The organism is Streptomyces sp. NPDC059010, from assembly GCF_042740355.1.
Lineage (GTDB): Bacteria > Actinomycetota > Actinomycetes > Streptomycetales > Streptomycetaceae > Streptomyces.
Window position 1 is genome coordinate 56,019 of record NZ_JBHYJA010000030.1, and the last position, 18,758, is coordinate 74,776.

Genomic DNA, 18,758 nt, shown 5'->3' on the forward strand with positions numbered 1-18,758 from the left:
CCGCACCGGTAGTGGGTAGCGCACAGGACACTGGTACATGGTTCGGACAGCGACACGGGGGTCGCACGGACGCCGTGTCCGGGCGACGGCTCACGGTTCGGCAGACGCACGCGGCGCGTGCGGGGCACATGGAGGAGGCATCGGTGGCGGGCGAGTCCCCCGACAGGTCGAAGAAGCGCGAGTCGTCGGCAGAACCGACGTCGGGGAGCGCGGGTCCGGTTCCCGAACGTCCCGAATCCACCGCCGCAGCGAGTCCGGCCCCATCCGAGAAGCGCGATCCCAGGCTGGCCATGGCCCGCGAGGACGCCGCGCCGAAGAGCTCGATCACCGCACCGCGTGGTGGCGTGGACACGGCCACGCGTGTGCTGTCGCGACGCGAGCTGGAGGCGGTGCGCGCGGAACTGGCGAAGGCCGAGGCCGGCGACGCCGGGGGCGATGAGGCTGAGGCCGGCGACGCCGGGCGCGATGAGGACCGGGTCCGAGACGCCGAGACGGCGGAGGCCGAGGGCGACGGCAAGGGCGACGGCTCCGCTGCGCAGGGTGATGACCGGCTGAGGGCTGCTGTGGCGGCGTGGGTGGCTTCCGCGGACGGGGAGGACGGGCCTGCCGAGGGTCCGGATGCCGACGCAGACGCCGACTCCGACGCGAGCAACAAGGCGGAGGCCGAGGACGACACGCAGGCGTCCGGCGAGGCTGACGACGCCGAGAACGGCTCGGACGGGCCCACGGGTGGCTCGAAGACGCTCCCCGAGGCGGACGCGGCCCAGGAGGCCGACAGAGGCGAGGACGAGGGCGAGGGCGAGGGCGAGGGCGAGGGCGTGGACACCGCCACCGCAGCCGCCCCTGCCGACGCGACCCCCGCAGACGCCGAAACCGAGCCGGACGCTGAGACCGAACCGGCCAAGGACGCCGAAGCGGAGGCGGAAGCCGAAGCCGAAGCGGCCGAGGAGGCAGGCGAGGGCGAAAACACCGCCACCGCTCCCGAGGCCGCCACTACCCGCGAGGCTGACGCCAAGCCCGACGCCAGGCCCGACGCCAAGCCCGACGCCGAGCCCGAGGCTGGGGCCGAGCCCGAGGCCGAGGCCGAGACTGAGCCCGAGCCCGAGCCTGAGGCTGACACCGCGCCTGAGCCCACCGGCGCCGACCCTGCCGCCACCACCGACCGCGCCACCACCCTCGCCCCCGGCGGCACCACCGCTCCGGGCGACACCCCCGCTCCCGACGACGCACCCGCAGCCGCCGACGGCGAGGGCGCCCCGCAGGGGCCACCCGCAGCCGACGACGAAAGTGGCACGGGTGGTGCGGGTGGGAGCACCAAGGCCGAAGGCGTAGCCGAGGCCGTGGATCAGCCGACCGCCGTGTTCAAGGCCGTACGTCCACCCAAGCCCCACGTGGACCAGCCCACCACCATGCTGAAGGCCCCGCTGAAGGCCCCGCTGAAGGCCCCCAAGCCCGAGGCCCCCGCCGAACGCACCAGCAAGTTCGTCGCACTCAAGCCGGACATAAAGCAGGACACCCCGGCCGCGCCGAAGGCCCCGGCCCCCGACGAGACCGCCGCCGTCCCCCAGGTCGGCCCTGAGCGCACCGCCCAGCAACCCCTGCCCCCCAAGCCCCCGCTCGACCTGCTGGCCGAGCTGACGAACACCCCGCCGCCCCCGGACACGGCGGTCCGGACGGTCGTCCGGCGTATCAAGATCTGGACCCCGCTGGTCCTCCTGCTCGCGGTCGTCTTCGCGATCGCACAGGCCGTACGCCCGCTGCCCGCCCCCACCCTCGCGCTCACCGCCGAGGAGTCGTACGCCTTCGAGGGCAACAAGGCCGCCCTCCCCTGGCCCGGCGAGGGCCAGGGCTGGATGGACGTCGACGGCATCGGCACGATGGGCAACTTCGGCAAGCAGACGCCCGTGGCCATCGGCTCCGTCGCCAAGGCCATGACCGCGTACGTCGTCCTGAAGGACCACGAACTGAAGTCGGGCGACGACGGCGAGAAGATCACGATCGACGCCCTGGCGGAGAAGGAGGGCGGCTACGACAAGGACAACGAGTCGACCCTCAACACCGTCAAGGAGGGCGACGTCATCACGCTGCACGACGCGATCGCGGCCATCATGATCCCGTCCGCGAACAACATCGCCCGCCTGCTGGCCCGCTGGGACGCCGGTTCGGAGAAGGCGTTCATCGAGAAGATGAACGCCACCGCCAAGGAACTCGGCATGACCAACACCACGTACACCGACGCCTCGGGCCTGAAGGAGAGCACCGTCTCCACCGCCGAGGACCAGGTGAAGCTGGGCCATGAGCTGGTCAAGATCCCGGCGCTGGTGGAGATCACCTCCATGGGCCAGTGGTTCGACCCCTCCGGGAAGAAGCACTACAACTACAACTACCTGGTCCCGTACAACGGAGCCATCGGCATCAAGACGGGCACGACCAGCGCCGCCGGCGGCAACCTGCTCTTCGCCGCCCGCAAGGAGGTCGGTGGCGAGACCATCACCCTCGTCGGCGCCGTCCTCGGGCAGCACAAGTCGCCGATCATCAAGACCGTCAACGACGTCAGCAGGGTCGTGATGCTGGCCGCCCAGGACGAGCTGACCTCGGCGAAGATCCTGAAGAAGGGCGACGTCGTCGGGTACGTCGACGACGGCCTCGGCGGTCACACCCCGGTCGTACTCACCAAGGACGTCACCGCCGTCGGCTGGGCAGGCTTCAAGGTGAAGCTGTCCTTCGACGCCGACGACGTCCCGCACACCGCCAAGGCCGGCACCAAGGTGGGCACGCTCACCGTCGGCGACGGCACCAGCGGCGCGGTCAAGGTCCCGGTGGCCCTGCAGAAGGACCTCACGGAACCCGGCTTCGCCCAGAAGCTGACCCGCGTCGGCTGACCCGCAGCACGCACCCGCCGACGGCGCTCGACGGCGCTCGTCGGCGGGCCGCGTGCTAGCGTCACGAAACGGGCAGGTCGCCGCTCACAAGGCGCGACCGGAGAACCTTCAGGGTCTGGGCCGACAACACGCGGGAAACGGGACGCGGCCAGAACAGAAGACGGGACACACGGGGAGTGCCTCACAAGTGGCCACTGCGGAGCCGACACGCGCCGACGACGCCGATCCGGGACGAGGAGCCGGACCGCGAATACGCGTGCCCGCGCCGCGCCAGGGAGACGGCCCGAGCCGTCCGCAGGACAGACCGCCGTCGCGGCTGACCGCCTCCGTCCACGCCCTGCGTGAGCGTCTGCTGCGTCACCCGGTGCTGTCGATCACGACCCTCGCCGGGCTTCTCCACGTCATCTGGTTCTTCACGTTCGCAAGCAGCGGCGGCGACCTCGCCGCCCAGGACGCCTGGGCCGAGTTCGTCGGCCGGCACCCCGACTCGGCGTACAACCTCGCCTGGTACGGCGGGATGCACCCGGTGTCGTACAGCGTGGTGTCGCCGTATCTGATGTCGGTCCTCGGTGTCCGTACGACGATGATGATCGCGGGGACCATCTCCGCGGGCCTGCTGATGCTGGTGCTCCTGCGCACCCGCTCGGTACGGAACCCGCTGTGGGCCTCGCTCGCCGGGGTCTTCGGGCTGATCGCCAACGCGATCTCCGGGCGGGTGACCTTCGCCCTGGGCACGATGTTCGCGCTGGGCGCGGTCGCCGTGGTGTTCTGCTGGCCGTACCGCTGGCGCTACAAGCGGTGGGCGAAGGCCCTGTGCGCGGCCCCGCTGGCCGCGCTCGCCACCATGGCGTCGCCGGTGGCCGGGCTGTTCGTGGGCTTCGTCGCGGTCGCGCTGTTCCTGCAGAAGCGACGGCCGGGCGCATGGGCGCTGGGCCTGGCGCCGACGGCCGTCGTGGCCGTGTCCGCGTGGCTCTTCCCCTTCTCCGGCACCCAGCCGATGGTGATCGGTTCGGTGCTGCTGCCGTTGCTGTTCGCGGTCGTGACCTTCGTGGTCGTTCCGGAGGAGTGGAAGACGGTCCGGCTGGTGGCCGCGGTCTACGGCCTGGCCGTCGTCCTGGTCTGGGTGGTCAGCTCGCAGATCGGCTCCAACATCACGCGCCTTGCGATGCTGTTCGCCGGAGTGGTCCTGGTCGCCGCCCTGCCGTTCACGGTGCCGCGCTCGCGCAAGTGGTACACGACCGTGCTGGCCCTGGTCACCTTCGCCGGCTGGATCGGCTACAAGACGGGCGACGACATCGTCCACGCCGCCCCGGAGGCGTCCTGGGCCCGCGAGCTGGCGCCGCTGGTCAACGAGCTCCAGGAGGTCGGCGCCGAGAAGGGCCGGGTGGAGGTCGTGCCCGCCCGCTCCCACCGCGAGGCCTCCGCCCTCGCCCCGTACTTCAATCTGGCCCGCGGCTGGAACCGCCAACTCGACATGGAGCGCAACCCGCTCTTCTACGACGACACGCTCAACTCCGCGAACTACCGCGAGTGGCTCCAGCGCTGGGCCGTGCACTTCGTCGTGCTGCCCAAGGACGAGCCGGACCCCACAGCCGCCGAGCGCGAGCGGCAGCTGCTGCGGCGCGGCCTGCCGTACCTCAAGCAGGTGTGGGGCGACGCCAACTGGCAGCTGTTCCAGGTGACCGCCCCAGCGCCGTTCGCTGAGCCGAACGCGGTCGTGGACCGGGCCGAGCAGGGCGAGATGACGATGCGGGTGAGCAAGCCGGGCCGCGTCCTCATCCGCATCCCCTACTCGCCGTGGCTGAGCATCGTCGACGCCGAGGGCGCGAAGCTCGACCCGCCGCGGGAGACGAAGGCGTCCAAGAACCGCCCCGACGGCGGACCGAAGTCGTACGACAACGTGAACGGCTGCCTGATGGAGACGGACGAGGACGCGTTCGGCGACAAGTGGACGGTGCTGCTGGCGCCGAAGGCCGGCACCTACCGCCTGGCGGCGCCGTACGACGTGCCGCGCGGGACGCCCTGCCCGGACGAGCTGCGCCAGGGCTGAGCCCGGCGCAGCCCGCCTTGGTCAGCCGGGCGGGTCGGCCGGCTGGTCTGCCGGTCAGCGCACCGGGAACGCCACGTCGCACACCGGGTCCTCGGCGCCCGCCGCGTCCCAGTCCGCGAAGTAGACCTCCCGGCACGGGCCCGCCATCCACAGACCCTGCCGCGGAATCCACTCCTCCACCGCTTCGAAGGCGGCCAGGATCTGCGGATGGGCGACCTGGGCCTTGGTGATCCTGGTGTACGCCAGCCGCTGGGCCGGCTCCACGCGCAGCTTCGTCGCATGGGTGCGGCCCTGCTTCTCGACCCACGCCCGGGCGGCGGCCTCGTCGGCCACCGGCACGCACGACTCGGCGGGGCCGTCGCTCTCCATCGACACCTCGGAGTGGTAGACGACGAACGGCGGCGCCGTGATGCCGCCGCACTCCCGCGCGCCCTCCTCCAGCCGCCCCAGTGACGCCCCGATCCACGCCGGCAGCTCGCCCGCCAGCACATGCCGGGTCTCGGTGATCAGCACCTGCTCGGGCACCTCCACCGTCTCGACCTCGAACTTCCCGTACATCTCGGAGCTCCTCCCCGACAGTCGTCCACGGAGGTACTCGGCGAGTGTCCGCTGTCCCGCCATCCGCGCCTCGACGTCCGCCCAGTACGCGGTGAGCCGGCTGGCCGCCGTGGCCCCGTCCGGGGCCTCGACCACCTCGGCGATCCGCGCGAGCGGCATGTCCAGCTGGCGCAGGAGTGCCACCAGGCGGGCGCGTTCGATCTGGTCGGCGCGGTAGTAGCGGTAACCGCTGAGCTCGTCGACGTGGGCGGGAGGCAGTAGTCCGAGGCGGTCGTACAGCCGGAGCGCCTTGGCCGAGAGCCGGGCCCGTGCGGCGAACGCGCCGATGGTGAGCAGTTCGTCGTCCACGCCTCATCCTCCGTCACCGGGCGGCTGCTCCGCCCGGTGCGAAGAACGGTCGGCCCTGCCCCAGGGGCAAGGTCAACGCCCGGCTACGCCAGCTGGGCCTCGACGGCCGCGACGAGCTCCGCCGCCGCCGGCTCGGTCTGCGGCGAGAAGCGGGCGGCGACCTTGCCGTCCCGGCCGATCAGGAACTTCTCGAAGTTCCAGCGGATGTCGCCGCTGTGCCCCTCGGCGTCGGCGAACCCGACCAGGCGGTCGTACAGCGGGTGCCTGCCCTCGCCGTTCACCTCGACCTTCTCGGTCATCGGGAAGGTCACGCCGTACGTCGCCGAGCAGAACTCGGCGATCTCCTCGGCGCTGCCGGGCTCCTGGCCGAGGAACTGGTTGCAGGGCACGCCGAGCACGGTGAAGCCACGGTCCGCGTACTGCTCCTGGAGCTTCTCCAGGCCGGTGTACTGGGGGGTGAGGCCGCACTTGGAGGCGACGTTCACGACGAGCACGGCCTTGCCCGCGTACTGGGAGAGGTCCGCGGAGCCGCCCTGGAGGGTGCCGATCTCGACGGAGAGGGGAGAGTTGCTGTCACTGGTCGTCATTACCGGATGCTAACTCCGGTAAGTGTCGCGCCGGTGCCGGGCCTCCACCAGCACCTCCCCGGCCGCCGTACGCGAGTACAGCACCGCCCGCCCGGCCCGCCGCCGCTCCACCAGGCCCGCGTCCAGCAGGACCTTCAGATGGCGGCCGACGGAACCCAGTCCCTGCCCGGTCACCGCGACCAGCTGGGTCGTGCTCAGCGGGGAGCCGAGCAGGACGAGCACCGCGGCACGGGCGGGCCCGAGCAGGGCGCCGAGGCTCGCGGGGACCGCCCTGGCGCCCGGGTCGGTCAGCGCGCCCGCGCACGGATAGACCACGGCGTACCGGTCGGGGTCGGCTCCCTCCCAGGACACCCAGCCGCCCTTCGGCGTGACCGGGACGAAGAGGAGTTGGGCGCCGGAGATCTCGCGGGGCGGGTATTCGTGCAGGTTCACCTGGAGCCTGCTGTCGCCGAGCCAGCGGGTGCGTCCGGGGCGCAGGGAGTCCAGTACGGCCGCCCAGCCGCCCTGGCTCACCTGCGCGGTCCGCGCGACGACATCGGCCTCCAGGACGCGTCGACGCCGGTCCCAGTCCGGGCGTACCGCCTCGGTCCAGACGTATGCGAGGAGTGCGGCGGCGCGTTCGGGCAGGTCGTCCCGGTCGAGTACGGCGGGGAGGGGGCCGGCGAGGGAGACGGTGAGGTGGGCGCGGGCCTCGCCGGGGTCGGCCGCGCGGACCCGGTCCACGGTCTCCTCGAAGGTCTCCCCGTCCTTCGGGGTCGGGGTGAGGAAGTCGGCGATCCAGTCCTTGCCGAGCCCGGCCCGCACCAGCCGTGCGGTGACCGGGTCGGCGGCCAGGCGGGCCCGGTAGCCGGGCAGCCGGGCGTCCAGCCAGGCGCGTTCGCCGGGGTGGGCGGCGGCGGCCGAGTGCAGCAGCTTCAGCGCGGCGAAGGTCTCGGCGAACGGCGAGAGGACGAACCGGCTCGCGGCGAGGGTGTCGGCGTTGATCTGCCACCAGCCCATGAACCCTCCCCGTGGCCGTCCCAGCGGCCCTGGCCGTCCCCGTGGCCTCGGCCTCCCCAACCTTTCGCGTCCCGGCGAAACAATAACGACCGGTTTCCCGGCCGCCGCAGACTCCGCGCATGCGCAGCTACCGACACCTCTTCCGCACCCCGGAGTTCACCCCCCTCTTCCTCGCCTCCTCGGCCAACGTCATGGCCCAGACGATCAGCGGTCTCGCCCTCGGCGTCCTGGTGTTCCGCGCCACGCAGTCGCCGCTGCTGTCGGCGGTGAGCATGTTCGGTCCGTCGCTGGCGCAGGTGCTCGGGGCGACCTTCCTGCTGTCCGGCGCCGACCGGCTGTCCCCGAGGGCCGCGCTGACCGGGATCTCCCTCGCCTTCGCCGCCACCACGGCTGTCCTCGCGCTGCCCGCGCTGCCCCTCTGGGCGGTGTTCCCCGTCAGCCTCGGACAGGGCCTGGTCGCTTCGCTCGGCGGCGGCGTCCGCTGGGGACTGGTGAACGAGATCCTCACCAAGGACGGCTTCATGCTGGGGCGTTCGCTCTTCAACATGATGGCCGGGATCACCCAGATCACCGGCTATGCGACGGGCGGCATCCTGGTGACGGCCCTGTCGCCGCGTCTGTCCCTGCTGCTGGCGGCGGCGCTGTACGGGGTGGCGGCAGCGGGGCTCCGCCTCGGCCTGACCGCCCGTCCGCCCCGCGCCGAGGGCCGCCCGTCGGTCGCGGCGACCTGGCGCAACAACGCCCTGCTGTGGTCCTCGCGCCCGCGCCGCCTCGTCCTGCTCGCCCTGTGGATCCCCAACGGCCTGATCGTCGGCTGCGAATCCCTGTACGTCTCCTACGCCCCGGACGCGGCGGGCACGCTGTTCGCCTGCGCGGCGCTCGGGATGTTCGTCGGCGATGTGACGGTGGGCCGTCTGGTGCCGCCCCGGCTGCGCCCGCGGCTCGGCGTACCGCTGCTGCTCCTGCTGGCCGCCCCGTATCTGCTCTTCGCCCTGCGTCCGGCGGTGCCACTGGCCGCCGTCGCCGCGGCCGTCGCCTCCGTCGGTTTCGGTGCGAGCCTCGTCCAGCAGGAGCGGCTGATGGCCCTGACCCCGGACGAACTCAGCGGTCATGTCCTGGGGTTGCACGGTTCCGGGATGCTCACCATGCAGGGGGTGGGTGCGGCGCTGGCGGGCGCGGTGGCCCAACTGACCTCGCCCGCCCAGGGGATGACGGTGATGGCGGTGGCGTCGGTCGCGGTGACGCTGTCGCTGGCGGCGGCCGGCCTGCAGCGCCCTTCCCGGGTGGCCGGGAGGGAGGCCGAAGAGGGGAGTTATTCCCACTGATCTCTGCCCCGGGCCTCGCCAGAATGAGGGCACGGGCACTTCGGCGCCCACAGGCAACAGCGAGAGGAGCACCGCGTATGGACCGCATGCCGGACGAGATCAGGGGGTTCTCCGTCACGGCCGGAGCAGTCGGGCTGCGGCGGGCGACGGCCCTGTGCTGGTCGTCGGTCGCGGCCCTGGGCCGCTCCCTGGCGGTCTCCGGGGCGATCACCCTGGTGGGGCCCGGCCTCGGTATGGTGCCGCGCGCCATGGAGGGCGTACGCGCTCTGGCCGCGCGGCGGCGTGAACTGGCGCTGCGCTGGGCGGGGGTGGAGATACCGGGCCCGCCCGGTCCGCTGCCGCCCGCACCCGAGGGCGCCTCCGGGGCGGTGGCCCGCTACCGGTGGATCATGAGCGATCCGCAGCTGCGGCGGGAGTACGTCTGGGTGCTGGCCGACCCGCTGGCCGGCGCGTTCCTCGCCTTCCTGCCGGTCGCCCTGGTCCTGAGCGGGGTGTGGGGCGTCTTCCTCGGCTTCTTCGGCGTTCCGCTGTCCGTCGAGTGGGACGGGCTCTGGTACCAGTTCATCCCGATCGAGGGACAGGCCACCGCCGTACTCGCCGGTGTGCTCGGCGTTCTGCAACTGCCGCTGGCCCTGTGGTCGGCGCCGCGTGTCGTGCGCCGGCACGCCCTGTACACCCGGGCGATGCTCGCCCCGAGCGAAGCCGAGCTGATGGCGAGCCGCATCCGGCATCTGGCCGCCACCCGCTCCGACGCCGTCGACACACAGATGGCCGAGATCCGCCGTATCGAACGCGACCTGCACGACGGCGCCCAGGCCCGGCTGGTGGCGATGGGCATGACCCTGGACGCCGCCGAGACCCTGCTGGAGACCAACCCCGAGGCCGTGCGCGCCCTGCTGGCCGAGGCGCGCGAGTCCTCCGCCAAGGCGCTTCAGGAGCTGCGTGACCTGGTCCGCGGCATCCATCCGCCGGTCCTCGCCGACCGCGGACTGGCGGACGCGGTACGGGCGTTGGCGATGGTCTGCCCGGTCCGCACCGAGGTCCGGGTGGACCTGCCGGGCCGCCCCGAGATGCCGGTCGAGTCGGCCGCGTACTTCGCGGTCTCGGAGCTCCTCGCCAACGTCGCCAAGCACTCCGGTGCCGACCGGGCGTTGATCGACATCCATTACGCTCGCGGCATGCTGCGCATCACCGTCACGGACGACGGCCACGGCGGCGCGGACGTCCTGCGCGGCAGCGGTCTGCGGGGCGTCGAGCGCCGGCTCGCCACGTTCGACGGGGTGCTGGCCGTGCACAGCCCCGTGAACGGACCGACGACGGTGACGATGGAGCTTCCGTGCGTATTGCCCTCGCCGAAGACCACTTCCTCCTGAGGGACGGACTCATCCGGCTGCTCGGCGCCCACGGCCACGAGGTGGTGGCCGCCGTGGACAACGGTACGGAGCTGCTGGACGCGCTGATCAGACAGCGGCCGGACGTCGCGGTCGTCGACGTCCGGCTGCCGCCGACCTTCACCGACGAGGGGCTGCGCGCGGCGCTGGCGGCCCGCGAGCGGCTGCCGGAGCTGCCGGTTCTGCTGCTCTCCCAGTACGTGGAGCCGCTCTACGCCCGTGAGTTGCTCGCCGGGGGCGGCCGGGGCGTCGGCTATCTGCTGAAGGACCGGGTCACCAACGGGGCCCAGTTCCTGGACTCCATCCGCCGGGTGGCCGGGGGCGGCACCGTGATGGACCCCCAGGTGGTCGCCGGGCTCCTGGTCCGCAAGGAGCGCGACGAGGCCGTGGGCAGCCTGTCGGCACGGGAGCGCGAGGTCCTGGAGTGGGTGGCGCAGGGGCGCTCCAACGCCGGTATCGCACAAGGGCTGTTCATCTCGGAGAAGGCGGTCGCCAAGCACATCGGCAATATCTTCGGCAAGCTGGGACTGCTTCCGGCGGACGCGGACAACCGGCGGGTGCTGGCGGTGCTCGCCTATCTGGACCAGTGACGCGAGAGATGGCCAAAACATCACGGTGCGTGAGGCGTTTCCGCGCCAACTGCCGCTGTATCAAAGGCAGTTGACTTAGGTTGAGTGCTGAATTGATCACCGGCAGCGATGCGCACCGTACCCAGGAGGCCCACCGTGTCCGATCCCCACACCTCCATCACCGCGGCCGCTCGGGCGCGGGCCCGGATCGACACCACGAAGCCGCACTCGGCGCGCTTCTGGAACTACTTCGTCGGCGGCAAGGACCACTACGAGGTGGACCGGCAGATCGGCGACGAGATCAAGGAGATCTTCCCCGGCCTGGTCGACGTGGCCGTCACCAGCCGCCTCTTCCTGGGCCGTGCGGTCCGCCATCTCGCAGGCGACGTGGGCATACGGCAGTTCCTGGATGTCGGCACCGGGCTGCCGACCGCCGACAACACGCACGAGGTGGCCCAGCGCGTGGCCCCGGACGCCCGGATCGTGTACGTCGACAACGACCCCGTCGTGCTGGCCCACGCGAGCGCCCTGCTCACCAGCACGCCCGAGGGCATGACGACGTACCTGGACGCCGATCTGTACGACCCCGACGCCGTCCTGGAGGCCGCCGCGGGCACGCTCGACCTGTCCGGCCCGGTCGCCCTGATGATCCTCAACACGCTCGGCCATGTCGCCGACTACGACCAGGCCCGTGACCTGGTACGCCGCCTCCTGGACGGCCTCCCGTCGGGCAGCCACCTGGTGATCAGCGACAGTACGGCGACGAGTGAGGGCATGATCGCCGCGTCGGAGGCGTACAACGCGAGCGGCGCCGTGCCGTACCACGTCCGCAGCATCGGTGAGATCGCCGGGTTCTTCGACGGGCTCGACCTGGTGGACCCGGGCATCGTCCAGGTACCCGAGTGGCGCCCCGACGCCCTCGGCCCCACGGATCCGGCCACGGCCGCGGTCGACGCCTACTGCGGGGTGGGCCGCAAGCCCTGAGTCACGGTGCGGCCTGTTCGGTGCGAGCCGGCCGAACCCGGCTTCCGTCGCGGCAGGTCTCCGATCGTGCCTGTAGTGGTCAACTCCCCGGCCCTGCATCATCGTTGTATGTCCATCCTCAAGGAGACGGCGGAGCGGAACAGCGCCGCGGCGGGGCCCGTGGTGACGGTGGACACCGATGCGATCCCGGCGCCGGACCGGTTCGGCTGGTGGGGGGACATGGTGGGCCTCGACCGGGGTGGGCTCTGCCGGACCAGGCGGGTACGGCCGAGCTCGCCAGGCTCGGTGCCGTCGGAGTGGACCTGGCCGCCTCCCTGCCGGCCGCGCACCTCGGCGACACGGACCGGCTGCCCGCCGAGACCCGGCAGGCCACCCTGCTGGCCCGCGTCAACGCCTTCATCGACCACCACCTGGCCGATCCGGAACTTCAGCAGGGCCTTCCGCAACACGTACGGCGTGCCGCCGAGCGAGGTACGGGCGGACGCGCTGAGTGCACTGGATGCGAAGAAGAACCGCACGCTCCGCCAACGACCTGAACGGCTCGCGTACAGGACAGTGAATCCACGGCATCCCAGCGCCTTCGGAAAAGGGGGATTCGAAGCGCTGGGGTGCCGTTCTGCCGCGCGCGGGTGAAGCGCCTGCTCCATCGGGGCGTCGTCCATTAGGAGTTCCCGTTTGGCGCAGATGACGGAGGCCGGAGTGCGAGGTCCCCGAGTGCGGCGGATGCTGGTGCTCCGCGGGACGACGGGGTAAAGGAGAAATGCATGCAGAGCGTGCGGTTCAATTCAGCCCGTAATGAGGTGGCGAAGGTTTCCTATACGGCTCGCCGCCTTGTCGAACTGGGCTACGGAAGCACCAAAGCACTGGGGCTGAGCGTGGAGGACGTACCTCCGCGCGCCGGTGACCTGGTGCTCTGCCGGGTCACCGAAATCGGCCAGCACAGATTCCTGGGGCAGGTGCACGGAAAGCGAAATCGGCTGTTCGTGGGCGACCTGATCGTGGTCGCCTATGGCGCACGCTACGCCCCGGACCAATTCGAGTCGGAGGTGCCCGACCACCTCGGACCCTGCGATCTGGTCGCCGGTGGCGGCATAGCCGGACGGGTGGTGGCCTCCCACTCAAGAATGAAAACCCCCACCCGGGTGGAGCCCCTGGGCCTGGTGACCGACGAACACGGCGAAGTCATCAACCTCGCCCGTCTGGCCCGGCCCGTGGTGCCGGTCCTCGCTCCGCGCCCACGCACCATCGCCGTACTCGGCACCTCGATGAACGCGGGCAAGACGACCGTGGCCGCCGCCCTCATCCGCGGCCTCGGCCTGGCCGGCCGCCGCGTCGGCGCCGCGAAGGTGACCGGCACCGGTGCCCCCGGTGACCCGACCCTGATGGCCGACGCGGGCGCCTCGCGGGTCATCGACTTCACCGACCTGGGCTTCCCCACCACCTACCAGCTGCCGATGCCGCAGGTGATCCGCGTGCTGCGCAGCGCGATCACGGATCTGACGAGCCACCAGGCGGACGCCATCGTGCTGGAGGTCGCGGACGGACTCCTCCAAAAGGAGACGGCGGCGCTCCTGCGGACACCGGAGTTCCGCTCCAGTGTCGACGGCATCGTGTTCGCGGCCGGTGACTCGATCAGCGCGGTGGCGGGCGTACGGCAGCTGCGCGAGGAGGGACTTCCCGTCGTGGCCCTGAGCGGGGTGCTGACGTCGTCTCCGCTGGCCACGGCCGAAGCGGTGACCGGCGTGGACATCCCGGTGTACGCGGCATCCGCCATGGCCAACCCGGCCGTCGCCGTCCAGCTGCTCACCGGCACCGTCACCGCCGGGGTCGTAGGAGAAGGCAGCAGGCTGCCGGAGGACGCCGGTCAGTTGGCGGACTACGGCGGGCTGCCGCAGGAGCGCGGCCGGCCGGCCGCCTACAGCGGTCCGCTGCCGGCCGAAACGGTGGCGTGAGCGCGGCGGCACGGCGGCGGCGGGTCCGGATGCCGCACACACTGGGCGGTGTGCGGCGCCGACTGATGCTGCTGCTGGTACTCGCGGGATTCGGGCAGGCGGTCTGCGTGGTCGCCTTCGCCCTGCTGGTGCACGGCGCGGCCTACCGCGTCACACACGGCGGGCAGACCGCGTCCGGCCACGACCGCAGCGCCATCTACACGCATGTCGCCGGGTACGCGCCCACCACCCTCGCCGTCGGACTCATCACGTCGGCCTGCGCGACCGTGCTGCTCAAGGCGGCGGGCGAACCACTCGCGGAACGCCTCGCCCAGAGCTACGTACACAGCGTCAGAATGCGGCTCTTCGACCACGTCGCCGCCAGCGAGGCCGGGGGACCGTACCGGCGCACCGTCGGTGTGACCGTGCTCCGCTTCACCGGCGACGCCTCCGCGCTACGGCTGTGGATCAGCAAGGGCGTGGCACCGATCCTGGTGGACGGGGTGTTCGTGGCGTGCGCGCTCGTCATCCTGACCGTCACCGCGCCCGGCATCGGCGCGCTCTCGGTGGCGCTGGTCCTGCTCGCCGCGGCCGCCGTCACGCTGTTCGGGCGGCGGCTGCGCGAACGCGTCCGTGACACCAGACGGCACAACGGCAGGCTCGCCGCCTTCGTCAACGAACGCGTCACCCACACCGCCGTCATGCAGTCCCTCGGCCGGGTCGGCGAGGAGCGCCGGGTCATGCGGCGCCGCAGTCGCGACTACGGCCGTGCCATGGTGCGCCAGGCCCGTCTCACCGGGGCGATGTCGGCCACGGCCGAGGCGTGCGGCATCGGGATCCTGCTGATCGTGGTCACCGTGGGCCTGGTGGCGGGCACCACCTGGGAGGCCCTCGCCTCGTTGCTGACGGTGGCGGGCTTCCTGGGCGCGCCCCTGTCGTCACTGGTCCGTGTCCAGGAGCACTGGCAGCAGTCGCGCGTCGCCCGCGGCCGTATCACCGAGATCCTCGCCGCACCGGCCCGCCTGGGCCGGCCCCGCCGGGCCGAGCCCCTCGCGAACGGGCCCGGGCGGCTGGAGCTGGCGGGCCTGCGCGTGGACGGCGTACTGAAGGAGATGTCGGCCGTCGCCCTGCCCGGCCAGCGAATAGTGCTGCAGGGGCCTCCGGGCGCCGGAAAGTCCCTGCTGCTCCGCCTCATCGCCCGCCTCCAGGAGCCGGACGGCGGCGCCGTGCTCCTCGACGGGCAGGACCTCGCCCGCCACGACCCCGAATCGGTACGGCGCGCGATCCGGCTGACCAGCCCCGAACTGCCGTTGCTGCGCGGCAGCGTGGGCCATAACTTGCGGCTCGGGGAGCCTCCGGGGGCGGTCAGCGGGGCTGCCAAAGGGGCTGCCAAGGGGGCTGCCGTCGGGGCGGGCGAGGGCGGGCACGGGAGCGGGGACGTGAACGGGGATGCGAACCGGGACGTGAACGGGTGCGGCGACCACGTCGAGGCCCTGGCCGAGCTGCTGCCCCACGGTCTGCGCACCCGGCTCGGCGAAGGCGGGCACGGTCTGTCCATGGCCGTGCGCTACCAGGTGGCGATGGTGCGGGCGCTGCGCAGCGCACCCCGGGTGCTGCTGCTGGACGAGGCCAGACTGGACGAGGCGCTCGGTTCCGACCTGGCGGAACGGCTGTTCGAGCGCTATCCGGGCACGGTCATCTACGTCACCGACGACCCCGCGCTCGCCGCCCGCGCGGACGCGCTCTGGCACATCGAAGGGGGCAGACTGACCGTCCGCCCCGTGGGGTGTGGGCGGCATGACCAGAGTCCGGTCGAGTGGGAGACCACGACGTGACAGCTTGCATCCGCAACTGGCATGCTCACGGTCGTCACAGTCGCGATCATTGTCGACATCGGGGGAACGGTGACCACAGGGCCTGGAGGGTTCTCGGCGCGAGCCGAGTCCATCGACGGCAGTTCGCATCTTCTGAACGAACTGGCCGGACTGCTGTACGCCGGGCGGATGGACGGGGAGAACGCCACCCAGTGCCGCGTACCGCGCGCGCACCCCCAAGTGGCGGAAGCGGTGGAGGACTTCGCGCGTTTCGCGGGGGATCAGTACGGCGACCTGGTGACGCTGCTGTCGGCCCTGTCGACGAAGCTGCGGTCGACCGGAAACGCCTATGTGCAGGCCGACACCGACGCACAGCGGGCGATGGACGACATCCTCGACAAGGGGCGTTACGTCGCCCCCGAGGACCGGTGAGCACGATGGCGTACCGCGCGGACGTCGCATTCCTCGACGCGTCGAACCCTCGGCTGATCGAACGGACCGCAGCCGAGTACGGCCGCCTCCACACCCTCCTGGCCTCCTGCGACGACGACTTCCGCAAGGCCGGCAAGGTCGAGTGGGAGAGCGAGCACCGGGAGCGCTACACCAGGCGGCTGAGGGAAGCGCTCGACCTGGCGGAACACCTCTCGGCGGCCTTCGGCCGGGTGCGCAGGGCGCTGGACGACTACGCCACGGCCGTCGAGCGGGCCAAGGGCCACTTCGAGAGCGGACAGGCCACGGAGAGCCGTCTGGCCGAGGTGATGTCCCGCGAAGCCGACCCGATCACTCCCACGGCGCGCGCCGCTGAACCCCTGCACCAGTGGGAAGACCTACGCTCCACGACCGGCTTCCTCGACTGGGCGGCGGAACTCACCGCCGACGTGGACGCGATCCGCGAAGAGGCCGAGCACTACTACCACGCCACCAAGAACCACTACGGCGACGCCCAGCGCGTGGAGTCCGCGGCCCGGGAGGACTGCCTCCACGAGATCCGGGCGGCCCTGCGGTCCCTGCCGGACTTCCGCGGTGGCGACGGCGACTACCCCGCCCTCCTGGTCGGCGCGGTGGACGCGTTGCGCCAGGAGGTGAGCGCCGCGAGCCATGACCCGATGACGCAGCTCGCCGGCACGGGTATGAAGGCCGACGCGATGACCGGGGTGCCGAGCGATACCGCGGTCTCGCCGTCGCTGCAGCGCATACGGGACAGGCTCACGCACCTGCCGCCCGCGCAGGACCACTACCTGTACCTGCCGTCGAACGACGACGCCGGCCGCCGCAAGTACATCGCGGGAAACAAGGCGCTGATCAACGACGCCGCGCGCAACTCCGGGCTGCCCCCTGAGATGCTGGCGGGCATCGCCTGGCAGGAAGTCGAAGGCGACCCCTCCTGGATCGACGACGCCGCCTACGGGGTCCGCCGTCACGTCCCCGGCCTGGGCGAGGCGGACCAGACCTCCATGGGCCCGATCGCGATCCAGGTACGCCGCTCCGCCGAAGTCCTCGGCTACGACCCTGAACACCTGACCGACGCACAGCGCGAAGAGGTGGTCAACGCCTCCAAGGACCCCGGCCAGAACATCTACATCGCCTCGGAGTACCTCGCCCAGCTGAAGGCCGAGAGCGAATTCGCCGACGTACCGCCGGAGCGGATGACGAGAGAGCAGATGCAGGAGCTGGCGGCGCGCTACAACGGCGGCCCCTACTACCGGAGCGACGACGCTCAGGTGTACGGCCGGAGGTTCGACGAGAACGTGGGGAACGCGAGGCGGGCACTCGAAGGATGACGGCACCGCAGGCATCAGGGGCAACCCGGGCCACTCGGGCAACCCGGGTATCAGGGGTGATGGGCGTCGTGTGCGCGACCCTGCTGGTCCTCGGCCACCTCGCGGCGGGCGCCGCAACGGGCATCGCGTACCTGTCGAACCCGCTCGGCCCCTGGGACCACCAGTCCTTCGACCACATCCGTCTCTTCGGTGAACTGGGCTTCACCGTCGCCCTGCTTACCGCACCGGTCACGATCCTGGCCGTCGCCCGCCGCTGGCTGCGGCCGTGGTGGATTCTTCCGTGCACGGTGCTCACGCTGGCCGCCTGGGGACGCCTCACGGTGTTCTTCCCGTCACACTGACCCCCTTCCGCACGGGCGGGGTCGGGCGGTTCGGTCTTGAAGGAGGCCGAACCGCCCTTACCCTCGTGTTGTCTACGGCGTCACATAGCGGGCGCCAAACATTGGAGGCAAGACTCTCGTGCTGATCGCTCAGCGTCCGTCCCTGACCGAAGAGGTCGTCGACGAGTTCCGCTCCCGGTTCGTGATCGAGCCGCTGGAGCCGGGCTTCGGCTACACCCTCGGCAACTCCCTGCGTCGTACGCTCCTCTCATCGATTCCCGGCGCTGCTGTCACCAGCATCCGCGTCGACGGTGTCCTGCACGAGTTCACCACCGTGCCGGGCGTCAAGGAGGACGTCACCGACCTGATCCTCAACATCAAGCAGCTGGTCGTCTCCTCGGAGCACGACGAGCCGGTCGTGATGTACCTGCGCAAGCAGGGCCCGGGTCTGGTCACCGCCGCCGACATCGCGCCCCCGGCCGGTGTCGAGGTACACAACCCCGACCTGGTCCTCGCCACCATCAACGGCAAGGGCAAGCTGGAGATGGAACTCACGGTCGAGCGCGGCCGCGGTTACGTCTCCGCCGTGCAGAACAAGCAGGTCGGCCAGGAGATCGGCCGTATCCCGGTCGACTCCATCTACAGCCCCGTGCTCAAGGTCACGTACAAGGTCGAGGCGACCCGTGTCGAGCAGCGCACCGACTTCGACAAGCTGATCGTCGACGTCGAGACCAAGCAGGCCATGCGTCCGCGTGACGCCATGGCCTCGGCCGGCAAGACGCTGGTCGAGCTGTTCGGCCTCGCCCGCGAGCTGAACATCGACGCCGAGGGCATCGACATGGGCCCGTCCCCCACGGACGCCGCCCTTGCCGCCGACCTCGCCCTGCCGATCGAGGAGCTGGAGCTCACCGTCCGCTCCTACAACTGCCTCAAGCGCGAGGGCGTCCACTCCGTGGGCGAGCTCCTGGCACGCTCCGAGGCGGACCTCCTGGACATCCGCAACTTCGGTGCGAAGTCCATCGACGAGGTCAAGGCGAAGCTGGCCGGCCTGGGCCTCGGCCTCAAGGACAGCCCGCCCGGATTCGACCCGACCGCCGCCGCCTTCGACGCGGACGACAACGCGGACGCGGGCTTCGTGGAGACCGAGCAGTACTGATCCCCGCGCCCGGCCTTGAGCCGGGAGAACGCGGCCCGGGGGCCTGAGTATCTCTACTCAGGC

The 18,758-nt window shown here is 71.5% G+C and carries 16 protein-coding genes; 12 read left to right on the forward strand and 4 right to left on the reverse strand.

The window, feature by feature from the left end:
* Positions 1–143: 143 nt before the first annotated feature.
* Together ACFWYS_RS29230 and ACFWYS_RS29235 are read left to right on the forward strand one after the other, a co-directional pair.
* The gene (locus tag ACFWYS_RS29230; RefSeq protein ID WP_384775203.1) at positions 144–2,882 is read left to right on the forward strand and encodes a D-alanyl-D-alanine carboxypeptidase; all 2,739 of its coding nucleotides are present in this window, start codon (positions 144–146) and stop codon (positions 2,880–2,882) included.
* A 187-nt stretch (positions 2,883–3,069) separates the two neighbouring features.
* Complete coding sequence (locus tag ACFWYS_RS29235) at positions 3,070–4,932, forward strand: MFS transporter (protein ID WP_384775205.1); 1,863 nt, start codon at positions 3,070–3,072, stop codon at positions 4,930–4,932.
* A gap of 54 nt (positions 4,933–4,986) precedes the next feature.
* Here the strand turns inward: ACFWYS_RS29235 and ACFWYS_RS29240 are convergent, their stop codons facing one another.
* The 3 genes from ACFWYS_RS29240 to ACFWYS_RS29250 all read right to left on the reverse strand — a co-directional run bounded on the left by ACFWYS_RS29240 (position 4,987) and on the right by ACFWYS_RS29250 (position 7,424).
* On the reverse strand, positions 4,987–5,838 hold the full coding sequence (locus tag ACFWYS_RS29240; protein WP_384775208.1) for a MerR family transcriptional regulator: 852 nt from the start codon (positions 5,836–5,838) through the stop codon (positions 4,987–4,989).
* A gap of 83 nt (positions 5,839–5,921) precedes the next feature.
* A complete protein-coding gene (locus ACFWYS_RS29245; RefSeq protein ID WP_384775211.1) occupies positions 5,922–6,425 on the reverse strand; it encodes a glutathione peroxidase in 504 nt (167 codons plus the stop codon).
* Between the two features lie 9 nt (positions 6,426–6,434).
* On the reverse strand, positions 6,435–7,424 hold the full coding sequence (locus ACFWYS_RS29250; RefSeq protein ID WP_384775214.1) for an ArsR/SmtB family transcription factor: 990 nt from the start codon (positions 7,422–7,424) through the stop codon (positions 6,435–6,437).
* Positions 7,425–7,543: 119 nt separating this feature from the next.
* On the opposite strand from ACFWYS_RS29250, the gene ACFWYS_RS29255 reads away from it, so the two are divergent.
* From ACFWYS_RS29255 to ACFWYS_RS29270, 4 genes are all read left to right on the forward strand, one after another.
* Positions 7,544–8,749, forward strand: a complete 1,206-nt coding sequence (locus ACFWYS_RS29255; protein ID WP_384775215.1) for an MFS transporter — start codon at positions 7,544–7,546, stop codon at positions 8,747–8,749.
* Positions 8,750–8,826: 77 nt separating this feature from the next.
* The gene (locus ACFWYS_RS29260) at positions 8,827–10,122 is read left to right on the forward strand and encodes a histidine kinase (protein ID WP_384775217.1); all 1,296 of its coding nucleotides are present in this window, start codon (positions 8,827–8,829) and stop codon (positions 10,120–10,122) included.
* Positions 10,086–10,730: a LuxR C-terminal-related transcriptional regulator gene (locus ACFWYS_RS29265; RefSeq protein ID WP_384775220.1), complete on the forward strand. Its 645-nt coding sequence runs from the start codon at positions 10,086–10,088 to the stop codon at positions 10,728–10,730. Before ACFWYS_RS29260 ends, ACFWYS_RS29265 begins: the two co-directional genes overlap by 37 nt.
* Before the next feature lie 135 nt (positions 10,731–10,865).
* Positions 10,866–11,693: an SAM-dependent methyltransferase gene (locus ACFWYS_RS29270; RefSeq protein WP_384775222.1), complete on the forward strand. Its 828-nt coding sequence runs from the start codon at positions 10,866–10,868 to the stop codon at positions 11,691–11,693.
* A 98-nt stretch (positions 11,694–11,791) separates the two neighbouring features.
* Here the strand turns inward: ACFWYS_RS29270 and ACFWYS_RS29275 are convergent, their stop codons facing one another.
* Positions 11,792–12,211 (reverse strand): hypothetical protein, encoded by a 420-nt coding sequence (locus ACFWYS_RS29275; protein ID WP_384775225.1) that lies wholly within the window; start codon positions 12,209–12,211, stop codon positions 11,792–11,794.
* Positions 12,212–12,457: 246 nt separating this feature from the next.
* Here ACFWYS_RS29275 and ACFWYS_RS29280 point away from each other — a divergent pair, with 246 nt between their 5' ends.
* The 6 genes from ACFWYS_RS29280 (at position 12,458) to ACFWYS_RS29305 (ending at position 18,695) form a co-directional block, all read left to right on the forward strand.
* On the forward strand, positions 12,458–13,645 hold the full coding sequence (locus tag ACFWYS_RS29280; protein ID WP_384775228.1) for a DUF1611 domain-containing protein: 1,188 nt from the start codon (positions 12,458–12,460) through the stop codon (positions 13,643–13,645).
* The gene (locus ACFWYS_RS29285) at positions 13,642–15,459 is read left to right on the forward strand and encodes an ATP-binding cassette domain-containing protein (protein ID WP_384775231.1); all 1,818 of its coding nucleotides are present in this window, start codon (positions 13,642–13,644) and stop codon (positions 15,457–15,459) included. The genes ACFWYS_RS29280 and ACFWYS_RS29285 overlap by 4 nt, the downstream gene beginning before the upstream one ends.
* 69 nt (positions 15,460–15,528) lie before the next feature.
* Complete coding sequence (locus tag ACFWYS_RS29290; protein WP_384775234.1) at positions 15,529–15,870, forward strand: hypothetical protein; 342 nt, start codon at positions 15,529–15,531, stop codon at positions 15,868–15,870.
* Positions 15,871–15,875: 5 nt separating this feature from the next.
* Entirely contained in the window at positions 15,876–17,219 is a 1,344-nt protein-coding gene (locus tag ACFWYS_RS29295) for a hypothetical protein (protein ID WP_384775361.1), read from the forward strand.
* Between the two features lie 68 nt (positions 17,220–17,287).
* Positions 17,288–17,560, forward strand: coding sequence for a hypothetical protein (locus ACFWYS_RS29300; RefSeq protein WP_384775237.1), 273 nt, complete (start codon positions 17,288–17,290; stop codon positions 17,558–17,560).
* A gap of 118 nt (positions 17,561–17,678) precedes the next feature.
* Positions 17,679–18,695 (forward strand): DNA-directed RNA polymerase subunit alpha, encoded by a 1,017-nt coding sequence (locus tag ACFWYS_RS29305; protein WP_384775240.1) that lies wholly within the window; start codon positions 17,679–17,681, stop codon positions 18,693–18,695.
* Positions 18,696–18,758 lie beyond the last annotated feature (63 nt).

What these genes read in the sequence shown, in the direction of transcription:
- ACFWYS_RS29260 (WP_384775217.1), top strand. Translation starts at nt 8,827, where the DNA reads ATGGACCGCATGCCGGACGAGATCAGGGGGTTCTCCGTCACGGCCGGA.
- ACFWYS_RS29255 (WP_384775215.1), top strand. Translation starts at nt 7,544, where the DNA reads ATGCGCAGCTACCGACACCTCTTCCGCACCCCGGAGTTCACCCCCCTC.
- ACFWYS_RS29295 (WP_384775361.1), top strand. Translation starts at nt 15,876, where the DNA reads ATGGCGTACCGCGCGGACGTCGCATTCCTCGACGCGTCGAACCCTCGG.
- ACFWYS_RS29250 (WP_384775214.1), bottom strand. Translation starts at nt 7,424, where the DNA reads ATGGGCTGGTGGCAGATCAACGCCGACACCCTCGCCGCGAGCCGGTTC.
- ACFWYS_RS29245 (WP_384775211.1), bottom strand. Translation starts at nt 6,425, where the DNA reads ATGACGACCAGTGACAGCAACTCTCCCCTCTCCGTCGAGATCGGCACC.
- ACFWYS_RS29280 (WP_384775228.1), top strand. Translation starts at nt 12,458, where the DNA reads ATGCAGAGCGTGCGGTTCAATTCAGCCCGTAATGAGGTGGCGAAGGTT.